The organism is Nostoc sp. JL31, from assembly GCF_017114965.1.
GTDB classification, from domain to species: Bacteria; Cyanobacteriota; Cyanobacteriia; order Cyanobacteriales; family Nostocaceae; genus Nostoc; species Nostoc punctiforme_A.
Genome location: NZ_JABXKO010000096.1, coordinates 148508 through 170169, shown reverse-complemented (window position 1 = coordinate 170169; position 21662 = coordinate 148508). Strand labels below are relative to the sequence as shown.

The window sequence follows — 21662 nt, the reverse complement described above, 5'->3', positions numbered from 1 at the left end:
ATTTGTAATTCGTAATTAACGAAGACAAAAACGCAATTTTGAAAAATTCAAGATAGTAGGCGTTGCTCAAATTGCAAAGCTTTTTGAGGTTCGGGTATTTGTGATGCTAAAATTTTCACAAATTCTACACGAGAGATTTCTCCAGAAGATTTCACAGCTTTTTGAACTAGAAACTTAGCTATTGGGCCAATTAATTTAGCCAACTCCCGTTCGCACTCTTCCAGAAATTTGTCACTAATGACTTGAGATTCTTGGTTTAGTAAATTGTTTGAGTTAATACCAGATTGATCGGATTTAACAGTAAGTTGTTGTAGTAGAGTAGGTTTCTCTAGTAGAAACATTGTTGTCTTCTTAAAATCAATTTGTTGATTTTCTCGAAGATGAATAGCTAATTGACTAATTAATTCTTCAAAATTGGATGCTGAGGCCGCAACTTGTCGTAGTAATCTTGAGGCGATGGGGCCGACAAATTCTAAAAGAATTGTTTCTAAGCGGTTGTAATTTTCCCCAGACAGAATAGAAGCAGTCGGATACCCAATTAAGTTTTGTTGAGCAAGCGAAGTTTGAGGCGATTGTGTAAAAGATGGTAGTTGAAGTGATTGCGGTTCTACTCTAGTATCGAGATCCTTAAGCACGTGTAAAACTTCAGCCGCAGACTGATAGCGCTGTTTAAAGTGATGTAGCACCATCTTAGATAGCACAGATGCCAACTCAGAACTGACGTTAGCTTGATGCTGCCAAGAAATTTCTCCTGTATCTGGGTCTTCTTCAAAGTTTATCGGATGTAACCCTGTCAGCGATTGTATACCAATAATACCCAAGGAATAAATATCACTGTTGGGGCGGGGCTTACCTTGCCCCTGTTCTGTAGACATATATCCGGGAGTACCAATGATAATAGTAGCCCTCGTGTGCCCTGCAATTGTAAGCAGTTGAGTTTGGACTTGTTTAACTGCGCCAAAGTCAATCAGCACAAACTTACCATCTTGTTGCCGCCTAATTATATTGTCCGGTTTGATATCTCGATGAATAACGTTGTGGCTGTGAATAAATTGTAGAATACCCAGAACTTGTTGGAGCAATTGAATTACTCGATCTTCTGTCCAACGTTGATTGGGGAATAGTTCCGCTTTCAGGGTATGTCCTTCAATGAACTCTTGCACCAAGAAGAACTCTTGGTTGTCTTCAAAATAGGCTAAAAGCCGAGGAATTTGATCATGGTAGCCGAGTTGTTCTAGCGTTTCTGCCTCACTAGTAAATAGCCGTCTGGCAGTTTCGAGAAATTCAGGGCTACGAGTGACGGGCTTCAGGTGTTTGACAACGCATTTTGGGAAACCTGGCCGATGGGTATCTTGGGCTATGTAAGTTTGACCAAATCCACCTCCACCTAATGTCTGAAGGACTTGGTAACGTCCGTCTAATAATTGTCCTAACATTGTGTCACAAGACTTAAGTCCTCAAATTAATCTTGGCACAACTACCAGCTTTGGTAAGGTTTGTTGAGATAGAAAGTCGGTAGTGCCAAAATTTCAAGCAAGGTTTTTTGAGGATTATATTACAAGTTTATGACTAACTAAACTCCAGATCGGCTTGTAGGCATATTATTGTTGAAGCTTTAATAATTCCTCAGAAATTGCCAGTGCCTCAGCTTTTGAAGTAGTTGTTGGTTGAGAGACGACGCTAACTTCTCCTAATTGATTTTTATTTACAAAATAGGTGATTCCCCGAAAGCTCAGTTTATAGGTTACTGGTGGTAGAGGAGCTTCCGCCGATTTGGAATTTGGATCGACACGATAGTTAACGCCACGGTACATCAAATTATAAGCTGGCCCAATTTGAGGAACTGGTTGAAACGGCTGTTCTGTTTTTTTACTACCAACTTTGTTTGGGTTATATTCGTAGCTCAGACCACGATAGTAAAGTTTCATAATTTTCGTCTCCTGAATAACTATTTTTCAATAATGCCAATGACTTATCAGACGTTGATTAGAGAGTTATGCAAGAGTTAAGGTAAACTTACACTTTTTTAAGGAACTGCTTAAAGGATTAGGCGTCTAGAGTGAAGAGTCATTGGGCATTGGGCATTGCAGGGGAGGCAGAGGGGCAGAGGGGAAAACTTACTGCAACTTCTCCTCTACTTTCCTGCTCCCCTGCTCCCAACCTCCCGTATGCTTACCCTTTTCATTCGGGGGTTACGTGGTTAACAATGGGTTGAATGTTTTTTAAATGATTCAATTTTATGGCTAGAACTGCAAATGAATATGCCGTATACATCCTACTGGAAAGCGGCCACCGAGAAGAAGTACGTTTTCCTACTATTCAAGAGTTTCAGAAATGGTATAGCGGCGAACTTGTGCCAAAATCTGCTTCTAATGACTTTATTAGCGTACCGATCAAAAATATTCAAGGGGAATATATGGTAGTACGCCCTTCTCGGATTGTGGCAATCCGGGTAGAACCCATTTTTAGTTCCAGTGTTGAAAGATTCAACTAAATGATGAGAAAAACCCTTGCTTTGCTTTCCTTGAGTCTAGGAATTGCCCTCGTAAACCCTCTCTGGTCGGCTGTTGCTCAGGTTCCTAACTTACTGCCGTTGCCACTACCGACTACTCCCGATCTTCCACCTATACCAATACCGATCGCTCCTGCGATCACGCCGCCGCTAAAACCAATCACTATCGGAAGCGATTGTACAGTCCGGCCGACTTGCTTGGGTTGGGATGAGCAAATTTGGGGTCAAAGAGGTAAAATAGGCGATCGCAAAGCGCTCTTGGCTTCCATTGATAACAGTCTGCTTTACCTAACAAAGGGTGACGCGATCGCAGCATATCAAAATTATCCAGTTCGGGAAATTACCCTTGATCGCGTCCGCCGGAGTTTGCTACGTTTCCGCCAACTGGTTGTCAGTTCTAAGTCAGCAGCGCAACTACAAGCTGCTGTCAGTCGTGAGTTTGTCTTCTACCAGTCCGTGGGCAACGATGGCAAGGGTACTGTTAAGTTCACTGCTTACTATGAACCTGTTTACACTGCTAGCCGTGTCAAGACTGCAATCTATAAGTATCCTCTTTATCGGCTACCACCTGATTTCAGCCAATGGCCTAAACCTCACCCAAAACGAATTGATTTGGAAGGGAAAGATGGTTTAAAAGGGAATAAGAGCAAGTTACGCGGTTTAGAACTGCTTTGGTTTCGCGATCGCCTAGACGCATACATGGTACATATCCAAGGTTCTGCCCAAATTAAATTAACTAATGGCAAGACAACATCAATTGGCTATGCCGGTGGAACTGATTACCCTTGGACTAGTATCGGCAAAGAACTAGCCAAAGATGGCAAACTGCCACTAAATGGATTAACAATGCCACGTTTGATTAGTTATTTCCGACAAAAGCCTCAAGAGTTGAACAATTATCTGCCCCGCTGGGAACGATTTATTTTCTTCCAAGAAACAAGCGGTAGAGGTGCTACTGGTAGTATTCATGTGCCAGTAACAGCAGAACGTTCCATTGCTACAGATAAGTCTCTCATGCCACCGGGAGCGTTAGCCCTGATTTACAACTCATTTCCCTATCCTGCCAATGGTGGCAAACTAGAGAGGCTTACTGTCAGCCGCTTTGTGCTTGACCAGGATACAGGAAGCGCCATCAAAGGGCCGGGCCGGGTGGATTATTTTATGGGGTCTGGCAAACTAGCAGGCGATCGCGCTGGTGTCACAGGTGGTAACGGTTCACTATATTATTTGCTGCTCAAAGAATAAAGTTAGAAGTTAGAAGTTAGGAGTTATTAATTCAAAACTGATTATTCATCACTCCTAACTCCTCACTCTTTTTAATACGGCGGATAAGCAAAATCATCTTCATCAGCATAAACGTAAGAGTTGGAAACTCCTGCCATTGCCAATTTAGGGGTTTCTGATTTTATAGGTTCCTTGCCAAATTCTTTGTATTCTTCAAAAGTCTTACAAATCATTGCAGACTCAAGAGCATCGGAAGCAATTAAATATTGTGTTAAAGTCCCTACGGTCGGATGTTTATAGTCTACAGTTGAAGCTACCAAAACTGTATTTGGTTCAATACCTCTTTCTTCACACTCAATGATGGGACAAAAAATCCCGTGAGCGTGGAATAAAGGCCCTTTTGGTGTCAAAGGTTGCTTGCGGTAGATAGCATAAGCTTTTTCTAGTTCAGCAACGAATCCACTTACTACTCTGCCTTGTTGATATTCGCAGTAGGTTTTGCTGAAACTCGCTCCGGCTGCACCATTAAGAGTTAGTTGTAGTGGTGATTCATGTAAAAACTTTTTATTCTCACCCACTATAAAAATTAGATAGCGAGTAAAGGTTTTAAATTTAAGTTTGTCGGCTAAAAAAGCATCATAATTGTCTTTGAGCGTACCCAGCTTTAGACCACTTTCTCGGTCTTTAACAGACAATGGCCCCCGACGCACTATAACCAAGCGTGGAGTAGCACTAATAAAGACTGTTTCTACTCCAGAGCTAAATTCATGCTCAACTTGCTGCCAATTATCATCTGGCACAAAGCCGACAGCATTGGCATTATCCAGCTTAATCGCCAAACCGTGAGATTGTATACCATCTGTGCCATACCGAGGATTAATCATCTGACACCAGGGAAGGACTTGAGAAGGCGGTGCATTGAATTTATCGTCTTCAAAGTCAAAATTAGCAGATGCTTTCATCGTTTTAGGCTATCAAAGTGTTTTATTGAACAAGGTTATCGGCAGGGCGCTGATCTGGAAAGCCAGTTATATGCTGTGGTTCTCAAAGTTTAAGAACATTAAACTGGCATAGTAGTTTTTCTAGAGTAAAACAGAATCAATCTATGTTGCAATCCCTGTTTAGTTTTTTAACAACAAATTCTTTCTTTGGCATCTCTCTATCTCTCTACAATTTTCTGCAATTTTTGGTCAATAATGCGATCTACTTTTTGTTCCTCTCGTGGTTAAATTAAAATCAGCAAATTAGTATGAACTTAAAGCAGCGATAGTCTTCAAATCAGGCACTTCTAAATCAGGTTGACTGACTGGTGGTAAGTTTGCACTAACCCCTTCCTCTGCTCGACGATTTACCCAGACTGTTGATAATCCCAAAGATTTGGCTGTCACAATATCATGATATACACTAGCAGCAACGTGTAATATCTGCTCTAGCGGCAAATCAATTCTCTCAATAGCCAGTCTGAAGTTGTTGAAGGAGGGTTTGTAGCTTTTGGCCTGTTCTGCTGTGATTATCTGGTCAAATTCCACCTCCAAGTGCTTTGCCGAGAAAGCAAAAAGATCGTCATCTACATTTGAGATAATTACCAGCTTAAACTTTTGCTTTAAAGTTCTAAGTGCCTCAACTGTATCGGGGAAAGGCAGCCAATCCTGAATCGAATCGGCAAGTGAGTTTAGTTCGTCAGCAGTTGGCTCAAAACCAAATCGTTCACCAAATTTCTGAACTACTCTTTTCAAAACTTCTCGATATTTGATATATTCTCCTTTTTCCATTTCTGCTTCAAATTCAGCAAAAATATTGAGAATTTGCTCATCATCCAAATTAGTTTTGTGTGCCAGCAGAAGTGGCTTTAACACTCGTAAGATGCCATTCTCCCAATCAATTAGGGTTCCGTAACAATCGAAAGTTAAAGCCTTATACTGATTTAATTCAATCACCTTTTTATACTCCAGAGCTTGATTAATAGCGTTCAGTTTTCACCAACCAAAAGACGGGTGAACCCATCTGCGTTGGCCCAGCCCGCCGCAGGCATTGCGACATCCACTGTTATTGAAGTCTCTGAACAATTTTCTATATCACGGCAACGCGGAACTTATAGGTTGCTCAAAGATTGGCAAAGTGAACCACCAAGGTAGTTTTACCGTTATACCTGCGTTAGAGAGCAGTGCTAACCGAAGTTGTATAGCCGTTATCCAAACAAATTCATATTACATTGATAATACAATGTTACTAAGTTTAGGTGTGAGATATGGGATAATAGTTATTCCAGAAAGGAAATTATTCCTAAGTATAGTTTGTATGGATGTTAAATTTCAGGATACACAAGCGAATACCACTAAAGAATTAAACTCAAGTAAACAGTCATCTCATAGCAAGGCATCCGAAACTTTGTCGGTAGCGGAAACAGTAGTAAAAATCCTGGAAGAGATGGGAGTGCAGTATGCCTTTGGTGTCTCGGGAGGTGCGATCGCGCCAGTGTGGGCTGCATTACATCAAAGTTCCATCCAGGTGCTGCATTTTCGGCACGAAGCTGGAGCAGCTTTTGCAGCCATTGAGGCGTACTTTGCTAGCGATCGCCCGGTTGTAGTATTCACTACCACAGGTCCGGGGATCACCAACGCTTTGACAGGGCTGTTAGCTGCCCGTTGGGAGGGCGCTAAGGTCATTTTCGTGTCAGCTTCGACCTCAGCACCACAGCGTGGCCGGTGGGCTTGCCAAGAAACTAGCACCTACACAATGCCTAGCGCCGGGATTTTTACTTCTGGGCAAATATTCCATTATGCAACCACTCTCGAATCCAGCGATGAACTCCCAGAGGTTTCTCGAAGGCTTGCTCTTGGACTAGGACAACCAGGAGGATTCGTAGCTCATATAAGTATTCCTACAAATATCCAGACAAGTTCATTAAAGACATCATTGCCACGCTTAACTCTGTCTCATGGTGTAGTAACAGCAGCTGAGGAAACAATCGCAAAAAGTGTCCAGTTACTGTCTGAGGGGCCGTTTGCAATCTGGGTCGGTTTCGGGGCACGAGGTGCTGCAAAAGAGATTCGCCAGCTTGCTGAGAATACAGGGGCTGGTGTAATGTGTTCACCACGGGGTAAGGGTATTTTTCCTGAAGACCATCCTCAGTTCGTAGGTGTAACTGGCTTTGGTGGGCATGAGTCAGTTTTCAGGTACATGCAGGAGTATTGTCCTTTACGGACATTAGTTTTAGGAACACGCTTGGGTGAACTTACCTCGTTTTGGAACCCCATAATGGCTCCTCGGCAAGGCTTTTTGCATGTTGATATAGACCCAGAAGTGCCAGGAACCGCGTACCCATCTATCGAAACTTTTGCCGTCCAATCCGATGTGAGAGTTTTTGTCAAGTCCTTACTAAAATATTTTCCTGAGCGTCCTGACAAGACAACAGTTCTGTCACAGTCAATAGTTAAGCGGTCAATCCCCGAATCCAACTTAATCAACCTCCATGCAGACGCTCAAGTAAGACCAAATGTGCTTATGAATGCAATTCAAAAGTTGATTGTCGAAGAGAGCAATGCAGTTGTCATGGCTGAGGCGGGTAACTCATTAGTTTGGGCAATTAACCTGCTACGATTTGCCGAACCGCATCGTTTTAGGGTCAGCACTGGCTTTGGTTCTATGGGACATTTTGTAACTGGTGTAGTTGGTGCAGCTTTGACGGGAAATCGTAAGGCTGTTGCCATTGTTGGAGATGGCGCTATGCTCATGAACAACGAGGTCAGCACAGCCGTAAAATATCAAGTTCCTACAGTCTGGATTGTCCTTAACGATGGGCGTTACAACATCTGTGAACAAGGCATGGGGTATCTAGGATTTAAAGATGCCGATGCTACTATTCCCCAAGTAGATTTCGTAAAACTTGCTGAGGGAATGGGAGCAGAAGGTGTTCGCGTGAAACAAGAGACTGAGGTGCAAGCAGCGTTAGAAGAAGCGATCGCAGCGACTACTCCATTTGTCGTTGATGTGGTCATAGATCCGACGCAAATCGCACCTACTCAAACTCGTAATCAAAGCCTGTTTTCACAAGGCGCTACCAACTATTAAGATAAGAGACAATTTTTTTATATGGTACATTCCCCAGTAGGTATTCGCTCACTTGCACTCACTTTTCCAACTATTAAACGTACTAATAACTATTACGTAGAAAAGTATCCTGAGTTAATAGCTCAGGCTGAACAAAAAGGATTAGCAAGGCTGTTTTCGCTGACTGGAACTCCCCCGAGTAACGAGTTTGACATGGAAATGCTGCCTTATCTCTCAGATCCCTTTCGTGGTACTGTTGAGCGCTGGGTGCTTGGCCCTGGCGAGTCCTCGTTAACCTTGGAGTATCGTGCGGCAATAGATGCCCTCAATGCGGCCAAACTTTCTCCCAATGAGGTTGATCTGATGATTGTCGCCTCAGTTTGGCCTGAACACATTGGATTTGGCAATGCCGCCTTCCTTGCCCGTAAACTTGGTCTTGTGGGTGCTGCATGGAATCTTGATGGAACATGCGGAAGTACGCCAGTTGTACTTCAAACTGCCTGTGCTTTGGTGCGAGCAGGAGAGTATCGTAATGTACTTGTAGTGATTTCGTGTTCCTACTCTCGCGTTTTTGACGAGCAAGATACTGTGTCTTGGTTCCTTGGTGATGCTGCCGGCGCCTTCGTAGTCGGTTCACTCGAACCAAATCAGGGTATCCTTGGCACCAAGACAGTTCATACAGGTGCGCTGTGTGAGGTAGTATCTGCTGATCTCGTAAAAGACGAACAAGGAAATTCACGAGTTCGTATGCAGACGGGCAAGGGTGCGAAGGCTCTACGCGAAACGGCTGCGGAGTTTCTTTGTGTATGTTGCGAGGGTGCGATCGCATCTGCTGGTGTCACGTTGGAGCAAATCGACTTTTTTCTTTTCAATACCCCTACTGCTTGGGTTACAAGCTTCTGCACGCGGCTACTCGGTATTGATCCAGAACGCACAATCAACCTCTACCCTGTATGTGCAAACATAGGGTCAGTACTAACTGTGGCAAATATGTACTATGCTGCACAGTTAGGCAAGATTCATGAAAATGACTTGGTTCTTATTTATGGTTCTGGTGCAGCAGGTGTTGCCAGTGCAAGTGTAATGCGCTGGGGTAATGTGGTGCTAGGTTCAGACCCTCTTGAAAGCTCTAAATCAGCAAAAAAAAGCTCTAAAAATTGGAGCGAGATTTAGCATTCTCAGCACTTAAGCCAGTACCAGTACCCGAACCATCTGCTGGATTAGGGATGCTAGAATACAGTGTTTTAAGTGCAGTTTTGTTACTGAAACGCAAAGTAATCAACTGAATTAGCGTTTGATTACAGTCCAGGTTAAATCTGTATTATCAGTCTAAATATTAAGCTTTATTTAATACTCAACTGCTCCTAAAGCTTTTAAAGTATCCTTCTGAGACTCTGTTAACCCAGTTATGCTAGTGATATTCATTCCCTCATAAGGGCTTTTGCTTCTCCAAGTTTTCAAGCATTCACCTGTTTCTACATCCCAAATCTTAATTGTCTCATCTTCACTGCAACTGACCACAGTTTGACCATCGGGACTAAAGCCAACTGACCAAACCCACCTAGTATGTCCTGATAAAGTCCTTAAACAGTCACCTGTGTCAACATCCCAAAGCTTCACTGTTTGGTCACCACTACCACTCGCTAGTATGCGACCATCCGAACTGAAAGCAACTGAATATACAGTATTTGTATGCCCTTGCAAAGTTGTGACACACTTACCAGTTCTGACATCCCAGAGTTTTATCGTTTGATCGCCACTGCCACTAGCCACGGTGCAACCATCTGCATTGAAAGTAACTGAATATATCCAGTCAGCATGACCCTGTAGAGTCTGAAGGCATCCGCCAGTGCGAACATCCCAAAGTTTCACTGTTCGGTCATGACTACCACTAGCTAATGTATAACTGTCAGGGCTGAAAATGACTGACCATGTTCTACCATTATGTTCTCGTAAAGTATTGAGGCATTCACCAGTACTGATATCCCAGAGTTTTATTGTTTGGTCATCGCTACCACTGGCAAGAAAATGGCTGTCGGCACTAAAAGTAACTGATGTAACTCGATTACCATGCCCTCTCAAGATTTTAAGACATTTACCAGTACTCAGATCCCATAACCTTATGGTTCGGTCTTCGCTGCCACTAGCAAGTAATTGAGAATCAGGGCTAAACACAACTGATGTGACTCTCGTACCATGTCCGTGCAAAGTTTTGAGAGATTTACCAGTCGTAGCATTCCACAATGTCACTGTTTGGTCATTACTGCCACTGGCAAGGATATTATCGTTTGGACTGACAGCAACTGACCATATCCCATTGTTGTAACCCTGGAATGTCTTAACACATCTACCAGTAGCGATATTCCATAACTTTACCGTTTGGTCATCACTGCTACTGGCGCAAATGTTTTTATTTATACATGTCGCTAACGACCATACCCTATTTCTATGTCCTTGTAAAGTTTTAAGACATTGACCAGTACTAAAATCCCATACCTTAACTGTTTGATCATCACCGCAACTAACAAGCGCATTACCATCTACACTAAAGGTAACTGAATGTACCAAGTCAGTATGCCCCTGCAAAGTTTTAAAACATTGAGCAGTACTAATGTCCCAAAGTTTCACTGTTTGGTCATGGCTCCCACTAGCTAGTGTATTACCATCAGGGCTGAAAGTGACTGAGTATACCCTCTGAGTATGACCCTCTAAGGTTTGAATACATGAACTGCTGTTAATATCCCACAGCCTTACCGTATAGTCATCATTTCCACTTGCCAATATGTAATCTTTTGGACTGAAGGCAACAGACCATACACTACAACCAACTTCTTGTAAGGTTTTTAGACATTTGCCTGTAGTGGTATTCCATAGCTTCACTGTTTGGTCATCACTGCCACTAGCAAGAACCTGACTGTCGGGACTAAAAGTGACTGAACGAACCCCACCACTATGACCCTCTAAAGTTTTAAAACACTGACCATTATCGGTATCCCACAGCTTTATTGTTTGATCATTACTACCACTAGCAAGAACCTGACCGTCGGGACTAAAGGAAACCGACCAAACCCAACCAGCATGACCCTTACAAGTCAGAATTTGCTGACTACTGGCAACTTCGTACAAGCGAATTTCTCCATTGGTATCACCAGTAGCTAAAAGCTTTCCACTGGGGCTAAAGGCTACCGAAAAAATACCACCAAAGGTTTCAACAAAAACAGACTTAGCTAGATGGGCGTGAGCAAAATTTGTATTATGTAACTTGACGTTTTGCAGGTCGGCTTGCCAAATAGTTAGATAAGAAAAATCATAACCACTAAGATCAGTTTCTAAATCACAAAGTAGGTTAAAGACATTTCCTGCCGTATAACTTTGTTCTAGAGGGGATATCTCTCGTAGGGTTGCTAAAATTTGAACTAAGTGATTTTCTAAGTTTTTTTTACTTCTAAAGGCAGTAAGCAGACCATTTATAACTGGTTTGATAATGAGGCGAATTTGAGTATCCCTAACATATTCTTTTGCCGTCGCTTTTATCAAAGCTTTGCTTGTGAATAAATCAATATTCTGAGTGGCAATCTCCTCACAGATGAGTTCTATCAAGTTAGTAGTCACATACTCCATGACCACAGGCTGGAGGGTAAAAAGTGATCCAGTTTTTTCAAGGAGCGTAGGCGTAGCCTTTTCGATTAGCGATCGCCTTCCTAAAGATTCCACAGCTTCTAGTAATTTTGCTTGTGGTACTGGTGATATAATATCATCTCGCAATTCTGATAGTGCGATGGACTCCCGATTAATCGCGAGCCAATACATTATTTCCTTTTCTAAATCTGACAAGCGCTCAAACTGCTGCTCTAAGATATCGCGAATGTCTCCAAAAACAGCAGTGTCTTGTTGCAAAAACTCAGTTATATTACCATCAAAAACATCTTGAATGGTCGTGGCAACTATCTTTAAGGCTAATGGATTGCCTGCGTAATGTTCAATCATTAGTTTCCATTCATCTTCTGCCGCCGATAGTCCCTTGAGTTTTAAGATTTCTTGCCCTTCTGCCACCTTTAAGCCACTCAATGGTAATGAGCGAACTGTTAGCGCTTGTCCTTCTAGCAATGCCACTTCTCTAGGTTTTTCACGACTAGTAAGCACTAAGCAGCTTTGGTGAGTTGCTTCTCCTACCCGTCTTAAAAGCTCACCATATTCCTCATATCCTTCTCGATAAAGTCCGGCGCGGCTACCACTGCGGAGAATTGATTCTGCATTATCAAGGATCACTAAACAGCGATAATTTTGTAAATAATAGAGTAGTCGCGATACGCGATCGCTAAAACTTTCTGGTAAGTTACTTTCTGTTTCCTGTTCGTCAGATAAAAATTGGATTAAGTTACCTAGAATAATTTTAACAGGTGGTGCTTCTCGTAGCGATCGCCAGATCACATACTCAAAGTTGTCCTGAATTTTTTGAGCAAACTTTACAGACAGTGCTGTTTTGCCAATACCTCCTATTCCCAATAGTGCAACCAATTGGCAGTGCTCATTGAGAATCCATTGCTCTAGTGTAATAAGTTCTTCTACACGCCCATAAAAAGCGGAGTTAAAGATAGCCTCTCCCCAATCTAAACGAGTATTTGAGCTTGAATAGTCACTTTTATCTATTTTTAAGTTAAAAACTGAAAAAAGCTTCTCAATAGTCTGTTTATCAACTCCTCCTTCCCGATTCAATACTTTCGAGATGGTAGCGGAATATAAACCAGAACGTACACTCATTTCTTCAAGAGTGTATCTATTTCCAAAATTTTCTTTTGCTTCTGACTGATGCTTTGCTTCTTTTATTTTTTGTAAACCCTTGGTAGTAAGTGCAACGCCACGCTTACGTCTCCAATTCTGTAAAGTCATGTATTAACTCACTGTTCGTTTAATCACTTTTTACTAAAAGGAATTATCTACTAGGTTGCTATAGATATGGGGTAATAGCCATAACAATCGAATAATTTCATTTTGCAGAGGATTTAAAACAGGTATATTAGCAAAATATTCACTGATAAAAACCACCTTTGGCATCTACTCATCTCGTTAATTCAACACCGCTTGCTCAACAGACTATCTGGTCTGTAGGGCATTGCTGACATCATCTCTTCAGCCGAAAGCTTCTTACATTTGGTGATCGCAGATTTATTACGTATGGTAATAGTTATTTAATACCTCGTATTTTTCCGTAATATTTTCGGGGCGTAAAGCTTAAGTTCAATCTCAAAATCTCGATTTTCACTGGTAAAGACAGCTTGGAATTGGCAATCTTGTTAAGGAAAGTTTGTATATATCTAGCTTATCAATCAATGAATAAAACTGCTGTACTTAAATTTCCCCGTTTGACAACCTCTAGTAAAAAAAGAGCGCTTAAGCGAATCACTATCAACTTGACATCAGATGAAGCCCAAAACCTTGAAAAGTATTGTGAACAGACAGGCAGACTACCATTAGACGTGATTCGAGAACTCATTCAAGCTTTGCCTTAAACTGCTGAACGTTGACACCAAGCCTGAAAAGCCCCAGTCCAGAAAAGTCATCGCTGAAGTAGAAGGTGTTGCAGATTTGGACAAAGGTTTTTAATTTTACTCTGACATGAGTAGTTGCAGGAGCAGTAATCATAGATTAGCTCCTCACGGCTGTATATTTGTTACCTCAATGCTGTTGTTTATTGTAAAAATTATAAACAATATGGGTTAGAGATTATTTTCTGACGAAGGTGACGACAGAATAAGGATAGTCATCGAACCAAAAAAATATTCTCTCACTCTTCATTGTGCAACTCAATAATAGCGATCGTGCATCTTCTTTTCGGCGCGCTGCGCTCGTCGTAAATGGGCGCAGCACGCCTGAAACTAAATTTTTATATCCTCTCAATCATATCAAAAAATTACTACCTCTTAATTTCAGACCTCCAATTAAACCAAATTATAATGCTTATATCTTGAAAATCAACCAAGGTAAAATTGTTCGCAAATCTACTTTTATTTCGTCAGTGGCAAGGCTCGAATGAGTTCTCTAATTACATCTGTTGCTGGTCTGCCTGTCTGTTCACAATATTTTTCAAGGTTTTTGGCTTCATTTGATGCCAGGTTTATAGTGATTCGCTTGACCGCCCATTTTTTGTTCATGCTGAAACAGATAAATCGTGTAATCATAACTTCAAATCCTGATTTTACCTTCCAGATGGAAAGTAACCGAAATTTTGGATAAACTGAGATACCCTTTAAATAGGACACGTTGTAAATAAATATTGCAGGTGTGCTTTACTGATTTACTAACTTGTCTATAAATGATAAAGGAAGAATCAATATTTGTTACTCTATCATTTAATTTTTTATACCTTTTAGCTTAGACTATAGTCTCATGCTTACCCGTTCGCTATGCGTAGCAAGCTATGCGCAGCAGCAACCACAGGACAAGGGTGACACATAAAGTCACTAGTGTCTACAACAAGAGCGAGCTAATAGTCTAGAGTCAGCGAATTCAAACGCACTTGGCAAATAAAGATAAATTATAAAAGTATCCCTGTCTTTTCAATATTCATCATTGAAAGTGCAGGTTGATAGCGATATTATTACTCGATTTACAGAAAAATATTTATGGCATCTAGTTAATTCTAGATTATCCAAATTTTACAGCATTTAAATTAAAATATAAACCTGCTTGATTCACCTCAATAACTCAATGAATATTGGCAGAATATCTATTTATATGCTTCTAATTCGAGTCATAATTGAAGCTTAATTGCAATAAATTTAGAATTAACAATATTGCAGAAAGCCTTAACCTAAATTTGTACTAAGTTTAACTCAACCTTTGCTTACGCTGTATGCCTTAGTAAGAAGATTGTGTAGTAACTATGGCAAAATACTGCACTCCCATCGTGTTTTAGATGTATTGATACCATTAACCCAGAGCTAAAAGTCAAATTGGAGGTTCTTACGAGTTGCTGATTAGTGCATTAAGGATCGGAGATTCATAGAAACTGCAACTGACCCAATTACATATACTCTGAGCAAAATGGCACTAAGAAAAGCCCAAAGGCTTGTGTAGTCTTGTTCCCAGCCTCCAGGCTGGGAATGTACTTAAAGTGGGCTTCTGCCTCAATTCAAGCTACTGGAGGCGGCAGCCCTTCCAGAATGGGTTCCCAGCCTAGAGGCTTGTTCCAGTCAGAGCAAGGGCTGTATCTTTTCTTCGTGCCATTATACTCTAAGCCAAATTACCTGGAGCGTAGACACATGAGACGCACAGATGCTGCTTGAATAGCGGAAAAATAGGTGTCTACGTCCACCGCATGACATTTGCATATTTTCTGTGGAGTTTTCTTAACTATTCTTGAGGAGTACAAATGCTTGAGGCTATCGCTGTTGCTTGGTTATTACTGTTTTTTGGTGATTTTCTATCTACATTCTTTTACCACGTACCCGAGCACGTTTTTGGTAGCCTTCATTTAAAAACGCACCACTCCTGGAAGAAAGACTTCCGCCACTACGCTATTTTGACTTTTAATCCCCAAGTTCTTTTGGATGGTATCTTGGGAGCTTTACCTTATGTACTTATAGCAGTAGTTTTGTGGTCTTTCTCTCCCATTGGCGTTATCTCTGGATTACTGCTTGGTCAGTTTCATGTATGGTGGAGACACATAAGTGTACTGGGTTGGCAAACTCCAAAGCCTGTAAATATTTTATGTCAAATTCTATTTATTACCACTCCTGAGAGACACTGGTTACATCATCACAAAACTAATTTAGGTTTCGGCGATATTTTCACCTTCTTTGGACAGCCTGCACAAATTTGGTTACGCTGGCTACGATTACTCAGACTTCGTTTTCGCGACTCTCGGATCTAATTAAAACTAGCGCTTACCTAAATACTTTTTAAAATTACCAAAAGAAGCTGCGATCGCAGCTTCTTTTGGTACACTCAGGGCGATTATTCTACTCTCCGAAATAGCGCTCACCTATATGTTCAAAAAGCTAATTCCCAATTTATGAGGAGTAGCAATAAGAGACATGAATTTACCATAGACTTAAATCTATGCTTTTTTCTAACTATTATTTTTTTATTTATAGTTATTTTAACTGATTAAACAGTAAGCGAGTTACAAGGAAGAATGGCTCTGGTACAGAGTTTAAAGGTATTTGCTACCGCTCGACTTCGCTGTTATATCGCTAATGTTTTTGGGAAAACTAGTCTTAATTAGTAAATTATTATATCCCTAGATTTTTATGACAATTCCTCTCTTTTCGGGAGATGCTAGGCGTAGTTTGGTTATGCAAAGGGGGACGGATAGCTACGGTGAAGGTGGCAGGAAGTTGCAATACAGTGTAGGTTTCTCTTTGAGACACTACGCCAACGAACCAACACTGATTGCTAGAAATTTGCAACCTGCTCTAGATGAGGTGTTTCATGCCCGCAGTTAGCCTCAGAAAGATGCTCAACAAAAAAGAGTTGCCATCTCTTATTCATAACTTAGTCTACCAGTTCAACATCGCGATTGATGTTGAACTGGTAGACGGTACGAAACTGATTAGCATTGGGGAGCAAACTGGAGAAAATCGATATCCAATCGAGGTTTCAGGAGAAATTATCGGTTGGGTTGTTGGGCAAGAACAGGCAACTCTACTTGCAAATTTGCTCTCATTTCTGGCAAAGCAGGAAGCTGAGAAGAAAGTACTCGCCAAAGAATTGCTGGAGCGATATCAGGAAATTGATTTGTTTGACGATATCTCGACTCAACTGACAACAAGTTTAGATACGCGACAGATTGCCCAACTTGTGCTTCAAGAATTGAGTCAATTAATTGAATCATCTGCGGGGATGATTCTGCTTTTGAGTTCAGATGCAACTGCGTTTGAAATCATTGCCGAATTTGGAGTGTTTTTTGACCACAATCAGCCAGAACCGGGTAAGGGAATTATCGGCAACATTGTGCAATCCAACCGGGCAGAACTCGTCAATGATGTGCAAGCCGATCCGCGATTAGAGGGGCAAAAAAACGTTAGTGCAATGATTTGTGTACCGTTACGAGCCAAAGAGCGGGTACTGGGAGCGATCGCCATTGGAACGCCCAAAACTGACTCATACAAGGCTGAACACCTGAAACTGGTGAGTATCTTTGCCTCTCAAACAGCGATCGCTATTGAAAAAGCTGTGCTTTACGAGCAAAGCATTCAAGCAGCTCTCCAGGCAAAAGCTCAGACACAGAAGCTTCAGCAAGCTCTCCATGAGTTGCAATTAGCCCAAACTCAGTTAATCCAAAGCGAAAAAATGTCCAGTCTCGGGCAACTTATTGCCGGAGTTGCCCACGAAATCAACAACCCGGTTAACTTTATTTGCGGCAATTTAAAGTATGTTGCCGAATACGCCCAAGACTTGTTACACCTGTTGGAAAAGTATCAGAAATTTCTACCTGTTGCTCCTCCAGAACTGGAATCAGAGTTAGACAATATAGACCTAGAATTTATCATGCAGGATTTCCCTAAACTGGTAAATTCAATGAAACTGGGCACAGGTCGCATCGTCGAAATTGTCCAATCCTTGAAAAACTTCTCCCGGCATGATGAAGCTGAAATGAAAGCCGTGAACATCCACGATGGCATCGACGGAACGCTAATGATTCTTCATCATCGTCTGAAAGCAGATGTTCATCGTCCGGCAATTGAAATTGTTAAAGACTATGCAACACTTCCTCTGATTCAATGCTATCCCGGACAATTGAATCAGGTGTTTATGAACATCCTGGCAAATGCCATTGATGCTTTGGAAGAAAGTATGGAAAATTGGGGACTCAAAAATAATCCTCAATCCCCAACCCCCAATCCCCAAATCACTATTCGTACCATAGCCATTGACCAGCAGTGGGTTGTAATTCGCATTGCCGACAACGGCCCAGGCATGAAGGAGGAGGTAATTCGCCGCATTTACGATCCCTTCTTCACCACGAAAGATGTTGGGAAGGGAACGGGGTTAGGCATGGCAATCAGCTACCAAATTGTTGTAGACAAACATGGGGGAATGCTTAAGTGTCGTTCTCAACCGAGTGAAGGGACAGAATTTTGGATTCAGATTCCAATAAATTGTGCATTGGCAGACGCTCCTGAAGAACAAAATAGCACCTCTGCATTGCCAACTCCCACAACGAAACCATCGCCGACTCCCGATACCGACGGCTTCATTTCATCAACTGTTCCAATACTCAAACCGACGGATCTACTGATCCGCCATACTCAACTGATCCAGCGACTTTCACAGCACAGTCCAGATGTGGAAGGTGCATCACCCGATCAAATTTACCAGATGTTCCAACGCCACCCAATTTCGTTAAAGCTTTACGCCACTTTGTTGTCTTGGTTCTGTTGTTCTAACCCTACTCAAATACGCCACTAAAGAAACCTCAACCATGTTTAACCAACTTGATGAATACAACAGTCAGCTATTTGAACAATGTCCCGTTGGGCTGGTACTGTGCCGAATAGATGGGACGCTAATTAGCATCAACCCTGCCTATGCTGACATTTTGGGGCGAACTGTTTCAGAAACCCTGAATCTGGGCGATCGCCAGATTACTCCTGAAAACTATGCCATCACTGACCAAGCTACCCTAGAGAAACTAGAGCAAACTGGTCGCTACGGCCCATCTGAAAAGGAGTTAATCCACAAAGACGGGCATCTAGTTCCGGTGAGGATTTCTGGACAGATGATTGAGAAAGATGGAGAGCGACTGATCTGGTGTAGTGTAGAGGACATCAGCTACCTTCGACGCGTCCAGCAGGAACGCCAAGATACTGAACAAATACTGAAACAGAGTGAAGCCCGATACCGTTCTTTGGTGACAGCTAATACACAAATTGTCTGGGTAAGCACACCAGAGGGAATTTGCTTTGAACTGGCAAGCTGGATAGCCTATACAGGTCAAAGTCTAGCTGAAGCAGAAAATGGGGGCTGGATTGATGCCGTTCATCCTGACGATCGCGCCTATACCGGAGAAGTCTGGAGTGCTGCCGTGGCAAACCTGAGTATGTATCAAATTGAATACCGAATTCGTGGCAAGGAGGGCAACTATCGCTACTTTTGGGTCTGGGGTGCGCCCGTTATAGAAGAAGATGGCAGCGTCCGAGAGTGGATTGGCACCTGCACCGATATTCATGAGCGCAAGCTGGCAGAAGCCGAAAATCAGCGTCTTAAAGAACGATATCGCTCGTTAGTAACTGCTACTTCACAGATCGTCTGGGGAGCTACCCCGGAAGGACTGGGAATAAGTAGTGAAATGCTCACATGGATGGACTATACGGGGCAGAGCGAAGCTGAAGTAGAAGGTTGGGGCTGGATCGATCCAATTCACCCCGATGACCGTGCCCACTCTACAGAAGTCTGGAATGCTGCTGTGGCAAACCGAGGTATCTACCAAACCGAATATCGGTTGCATGGTAAAGATGGCACATACCGCTACTTTTGGGTCTGTGGTGCCCCCGTCCTGGAAGAAGACGGCAGTATTCGGGAATGGATTGGCACCTGTACTGATATTCACGATCGCAAGCTGGCAGAAGCTGAAAATCAACGTTTATTGGATATGTTGAATCATTCCAGCGATGCCATCATCGTCCGCGACATGAGCGACAAAATCTCTCACTGGAATCAGGGTGCCGAAAGACTCTACGGTTGGACGCGGGAGGAAGTGAAAGACCAATGCATTCACGCATTTCTCAAATCAACCTTTCCAAAACCTTTAGAAGAAATTCTATCAGAGTTTCTACAGGAGGGCACTTGGGAAGGAGAACTGGAACACATCACGCGCGATGGCAGACCGATCACCGTTCAGAGCCGCTGGACTTTGCAACGAGATTTATCCGGTCAACCCTGCGCCATGCTAGAAATCAATACTGACATCACTGCCCGTAAACAAGTAGAAATTGCTCTACGGCAACTGAATCAAGAACTGGAAGCCAGAGTTGTTGAGCGGACGGCTGCCTTGCAAAATACCTTAGCAGAAGCGCAGGGATTAAATGCCATTTTAGATAACTTAGCTGATGGTTTGTTAGTGGCAGATACTACAGGACAAATCACCCACTTCAATCCTGCCTTTTTAGCTATGTATGAATTGACAGCTAACGCCGTCAACGGTCACTACCGAGAATTGCCGATACCTGGTTTAGCAGACCTGGTTGCACGAACTCAGTCCCATCCCGGTGAGGTCTTCTCTGCCGAAGTTGCATTGACCAAAGAACGCATTGGTCAAGCAGTGGCAACCGCCATTTTCAAAAAGACGGCAGATTCAGAACCCGCTGCCTGCTTCGGTTCGGCACTACTGATTCGAGATGTGACAGCAGAAAAGGAAATCGACCAGATGAAGACCGATTTCATCTCAACAGTTTCCCATGAGCTGCGGACGCCACTGACTTCTGTCCTGGGTTTTGCGTCCATCATTCAAGAAAAGCTAGAAACCGATGTGTTCCCAATGCTTGCTACCGAAGACCGCAAGCTTCAGAAAACGATTAAGCGGGTGGCTGACAATCTCAACATTATTGTGTCGGAAGCAGAACGGCTCACATCTTTGATTAACGATGTCCTGGACATCGCCAAAATGGAAGCAGGTAAGGTGGAATGGCAGATGCAGCCCCTCGATCCTAGCGAATTACTGGATTGGGCAACTAATTCTACTGCCGGGTTATTTGAAAGCAATGGCTTGCAGTTAGTCAGCGAGATTGAACCAGGACTGCCTCAGATAGTAGGCGATCGCAACCGTCTGCTGCAAGTTTTAATCAACCTGATTTCTAATGCCGTTAAGTTTACCGAATCTGGTTGTGTTACCTGTCGCGTCAAACAAGGAAATGACGGTGTTTGCATCAGCGTCATCGACACAGGCATTGGGATTGCACCTGAAGACCAGCCGAAAGTATTCGAGAAATTCCGTCAAGTTGGCGACACTCTCACCGACAAACCCAAAGGCACAGGATTAGGACTGCCCATCTGTAAACAAATCGTCGATCATCACGGCGGTAGAATCTGGGTTGAGAGTGAAGCAGGTAAGGGCAGCGTATTCTCGTTCATCATTCCCACCTACGCCAGCGATCAAAAAACCACTGCTAATCTAAATTTGGATACGCTAGTCAAACAACTCAAAGAACACGTCATCACCAAAAACACTGTACTGAACCAAAACCGTAAAACCATTTTGGTTGTAGATGATGACGCTAACATTCGAGAACTGCTCCGCCAACAACTGGAAAACGAAGGCTACAATGTTCGCGAAGGAAAGGACGGCATGGATGCAATTCATCAAATCAAAATATCCCGTCCCGATCTGATTCTCTTAGACGTGATGATGCCCCAAATCAACGGCTTCGATGTGGCAGCCGTTCTCAAAAATGATCCACAGACCGCAGACATTCCGATTATCATTCTGTCGATTATTGAAAACAAAGAACGCGGCTACCACATTGGCATTGATCGCTATCTCACCAAGCCTATTGACACAGAAAAACTCCTTAGCGAAATTGGCTCACTGCTTTACCAAGGCACTTCTAGTAAAAAGGTATTGGTTGTAGATAAAAATGCATCAGCCTTAAAAACCCTATCAGATGTACTGCAAACTCAGGGATACAGCGTGATTGAAGCCTCCGATCCACAAGAATGCATTTATAAAGCCTTGTCAGCCAAACCTGACATGATCATCATCGATTCTATCTTCTCTCAAGAAGCCGATTTGGTGAAAACCCTACGCTTTGAGAAGGAGTTGGAAAATGTATTTTTTATTATGTTGTCTGAACAGTAATCGCTGGTGCTGGCGACTGGGTGCTGAGTACTGGAAAAAATTAGTGGGACCTTACTATATAATCTAATCCCCAATCTC

The 21662-nt window shown here is 42.6% G+C and carries 16 protein-coding genes; 9 read left to right on the top strand and 7 right to left on the bottom strand.

Translation table 11 applies throughout. The features are described from left to right. Window positions 1–47: 47 nt before the first annotated feature. Window positions 48–1436, bottom strand: a complete 1389-nt coding sequence (locus HWQ43_RS23010; protein ID WP_292738300.1) for a serine/threonine-protein kinase — start codon at window positions 1434–1436, stop codon at window positions 48–50. A 165-nt stretch (window positions 1437–1601) separates the two neighbouring features. Next, window positions 1602–1928: a DUF4278 domain-containing protein gene (locus tag HWQ43_RS23005; RefSeq protein ID WP_292738299.1), complete on the bottom strand. Its 327-nt coding sequence runs from the start codon at window positions 1926–1928 to the stop codon at window positions 1602–1604. A 311-nt stretch (window positions 1929–2239) separates the two neighbouring features. Between HWQ43_RS23005 and HWQ43_RS23000 the strand changes: the two genes are divergently transcribed. Together HWQ43_RS23000 and HWQ43_RS22995 are read left to right on the top strand one after the other, a co-directional pair. Then, the gene (locus tag HWQ43_RS23000; protein WP_094348386.1) at window positions 2240–2494 is read left to right on the top strand and encodes a hypothetical protein; all 255 of its coding nucleotides are present in this window, start codon (window positions 2240–2242) and stop codon (window positions 2492–2494) included. Window positions 2495–2497: 3 nt separating this feature from the next. Then, entirely contained in the window at window positions 2498–3757 is a 1260-nt protein-coding gene (locus tag HWQ43_RS22995; RefSeq protein ID WP_292738384.1) for a murein transglycosylase A, read from the top strand. A 71-nt stretch (window positions 3758–3828) separates the two neighbouring features. Here HWQ43_RS22995 and HWQ43_RS22990 read toward each other — a convergent pair whose 3' ends face one another. Further along, window positions 3829–4698, bottom strand: coding sequence for a DUF5895 domain-containing protein (locus HWQ43_RS22990; RefSeq protein WP_292738298.1), 870 nt, complete (start codon window positions 4696–4698; stop codon window positions 3829–3831). Window positions 4699–4980: 282 nt separating this feature from the next. Then, entirely contained in the window at window positions 4981–5673 is a 693-nt protein-coding gene (locus HWQ43_RS22985; protein WP_292738297.1) for a haloacid dehalogenase type II, read from the bottom strand. A 361-nt stretch (window positions 5674–6034) separates the two neighbouring features. Between HWQ43_RS22985 and HWQ43_RS22980 the strand changes: the two genes are divergently transcribed. Together HWQ43_RS22980 and HWQ43_RS22975 are read left to right on the top strand one after the other, a co-directional pair. Then, on the top strand, window positions 6035–7807 hold the full coding sequence (locus tag HWQ43_RS22980) for a ScyA-related TPP-binding enzyme (RefSeq protein WP_292738296.1): 1773 nt from the start codon (window positions 6035–6037) through the stop codon (window positions 7805–7807). A 21-nt stretch (window positions 7808–7828) separates the two neighbouring features. Further along, a complete protein-coding gene (locus HWQ43_RS22975) occupies window positions 7829–8959 on the top strand; it encodes a 3-oxoacyl-ACP synthase III family protein (protein WP_292738295.1) in 1131 nt (376 codons plus the stop codon). A 174-nt stretch (window positions 8960–9133) separates the two neighbouring features. Here HWQ43_RS22975 and HWQ43_RS22970 read toward each other — a convergent pair whose 3' ends face one another. Beyond that, window positions 9134–12676, bottom strand: a complete 3543-nt coding sequence (locus HWQ43_RS22970; RefSeq protein ID WP_292738291.1) for an NB-ARC domain-containing protein — start codon at window positions 12674–12676, stop codon at window positions 9134–9136. A gap of 440 nt (window positions 12677–13116) precedes the next feature. Between HWQ43_RS22970 and HWQ43_RS22965 the strand changes: the two genes are divergently transcribed. Further along, window positions 13117–13296 carry a CopG family transcriptional regulator gene (locus tag HWQ43_RS22965; RefSeq protein ID WP_292738290.1) on the top strand — a complete coding sequence of 60 codons (180 nt, stop codon included), beginning with the start codon at window positions 13117–13119 and terminating at the stop codon, window positions 13294–13296. On the opposite strand, the gene HWQ43_RS22960 is transcribed toward HWQ43_RS22965, so the two are convergent. Together HWQ43_RS22960 and HWQ43_RS22955 are read right to left on the bottom strand one after the other, a co-directional pair. Then, window positions 13277–13429, bottom strand: coding sequence for a hypothetical protein (locus HWQ43_RS22960; RefSeq protein ID WP_292738289.1), 153 nt, complete (start codon window positions 13427–13429; stop codon window positions 13277–13279). The genes HWQ43_RS22965 and HWQ43_RS22960 overlap by 20 nt on opposite strands. A 362-nt stretch (window positions 13430–13791) precedes the next feature. Further along, window positions 13792–13938, bottom strand: coding sequence for a ribbon-helix-helix protein, CopG family (locus HWQ43_RS22955; RefSeq protein ID WP_094348756.1), 147 nt, complete (start codon window positions 13936–13938; stop codon window positions 13792–13794). Between the two features lie 1220 nt (window positions 13939–15158). Here HWQ43_RS22955 and HWQ43_RS22950 point away from each other — a divergent pair. The 4 genes from HWQ43_RS22950 (at window position 15159) to HWQ43_RS22935 (ending at window position 21584) form a co-directional block, all read left to right on the top strand. Further along, on the top strand, window positions 15159–15659 hold the full coding sequence (locus HWQ43_RS22950; protein ID WP_292738288.1) for a fatty acid hydroxylase: 501 nt from the start codon (window positions 15159–15161) through the stop codon (window positions 15657–15659). 379 nt (window positions 15660–16038) lie between these two features. Beyond that, on the top strand, window positions 16039–16233 hold the full coding sequence (locus tag HWQ43_RS22945; protein WP_292738287.1) for a hypothetical protein: 195 nt from the start codon (window positions 16039–16041) through the stop codon (window positions 16231–16233). Next, window positions 16220–18199 (top strand): ATP-binding protein, encoded by a 1980-nt coding sequence (locus HWQ43_RS22940; RefSeq protein ID WP_292738286.1) that lies wholly within the window; start codon window positions 16220–16222, stop codon window positions 18197–18199. The genes HWQ43_RS22945 and HWQ43_RS22940 overlap by 14 nt, the downstream gene beginning before the upstream one ends. A gap of 13 nt (window positions 18200–18212) precedes the next feature. Further along, window positions 18213–21584 carry a PAS domain S-box protein gene (locus HWQ43_RS22935; protein ID WP_292738285.1) on the top strand — a complete coding sequence of 1124 codons (3372 nt, stop codon included), beginning with the start codon at window positions 18213–18215 and terminating at the stop codon, window positions 21582–21584. Window positions 21585–21662 lie beyond the last annotated feature (78 nt).

What these genes read in the sequence shown, in the direction of transcription:
- HWQ43_RS23010 (WP_292738300.1), bottom strand. Translation starts at nt 1,436, where the DNA reads ATGTTAGGACAATTATTAGACGGACGTTACCAAGTCCTTCAGACATTA.
- HWQ43_RS23005 (WP_292738299.1), bottom strand. Translation starts at nt 1,928, where the DNA reads ATGAAACTTTACTATCGTGGTCTGAGCTACGAATATAACCCAAACAAA.
- HWQ43_RS23000 (WP_094348386.1), top strand. Translation starts at nt 2,240, where the DNA reads ATGGCTAGAACTGCAAATGAATATGCCGTATACATCCTACTGGAAAGC.
- HWQ43_RS22995 (WP_292738384.1), top strand. Translation starts at nt 2,498, where the DNA reads ATGAGAAAAACCCTTGCTTTGCTTTCCTTGAGTCTAGGAATTGCCCTC.
- HWQ43_RS22990 (WP_292738298.1), bottom strand. Translation starts at nt 4,698, where the DNA reads ATGAAAGCATCTGCTAATTTTGACTTTGAAGACGATAAATTCAATGCA.
- HWQ43_RS22980 (WP_292738296.1), top strand. Translation starts at nt 6,035, where the DNA reads ATGGATGTTAAATTTCAGGATACACAAGCGAATACCACTAAAGAATTA.
- HWQ43_RS22975 (WP_292738295.1), top strand. Translation starts at nt 7,829, where the DNA reads ATGGTACATTCCCCAGTAGGTATTCGCTCACTTGCACTCACTTTTCCA.
- HWQ43_RS22970 (WP_292738291.1), bottom strand. Translation starts at nt 12,676, where the DNA reads ATGACTTTACAGAATTGGAGACGTAAGCGTGGCGTTGCACTTACTACC.
- HWQ43_RS22965 (WP_292738290.1), top strand. Translation starts at nt 13,117, where the DNA reads ATGAATAAAACTGCTGTACTTAAATTTCCCCGTTTGACAACCTCTAGT.
- HWQ43_RS22960 (WP_292738289.1), bottom strand. Translation starts at nt 13,429, where the DNA reads ATGATTACTGCTCCTGCAACTACTCATGTCAGAGTAAAATTAAAAACC.
- HWQ43_RS22955 (WP_094348756.1), bottom strand. Translation starts at nt 13,938, where the DNA reads ATGAACAAAAAATGGGCGGTCAAGCGAATCACTATAAACCTGGCATCA.
- HWQ43_RS22950 (WP_292738288.1), top strand. Translation starts at nt 15,159, where the DNA reads ATGCTTGAGGCTATCGCTGTTGCTTGGTTATTACTGTTTTTTGGTGAT.
- HWQ43_RS22945 (WP_292738287.1), top strand. Translation starts at nt 16,039, where the DNA reads ATGACAATTCCTCTCTTTTCGGGAGATGCTAGGCGTAGTTTGGTTATG.
- HWQ43_RS22940 (WP_292738286.1), top strand. Translation starts at nt 16,220, where the DNA reads ATGCCCGCAGTTAGCCTCAGAAAGATGCTCAACAAAAAAGAGTTGCCA.
- HWQ43_RS22935 (WP_292738285.1), top strand. Translation starts at nt 18,213, where the DNA reads ATGTTTAACCAACTTGATGAATACAACAGTCAGCTATTTGAACAATGT.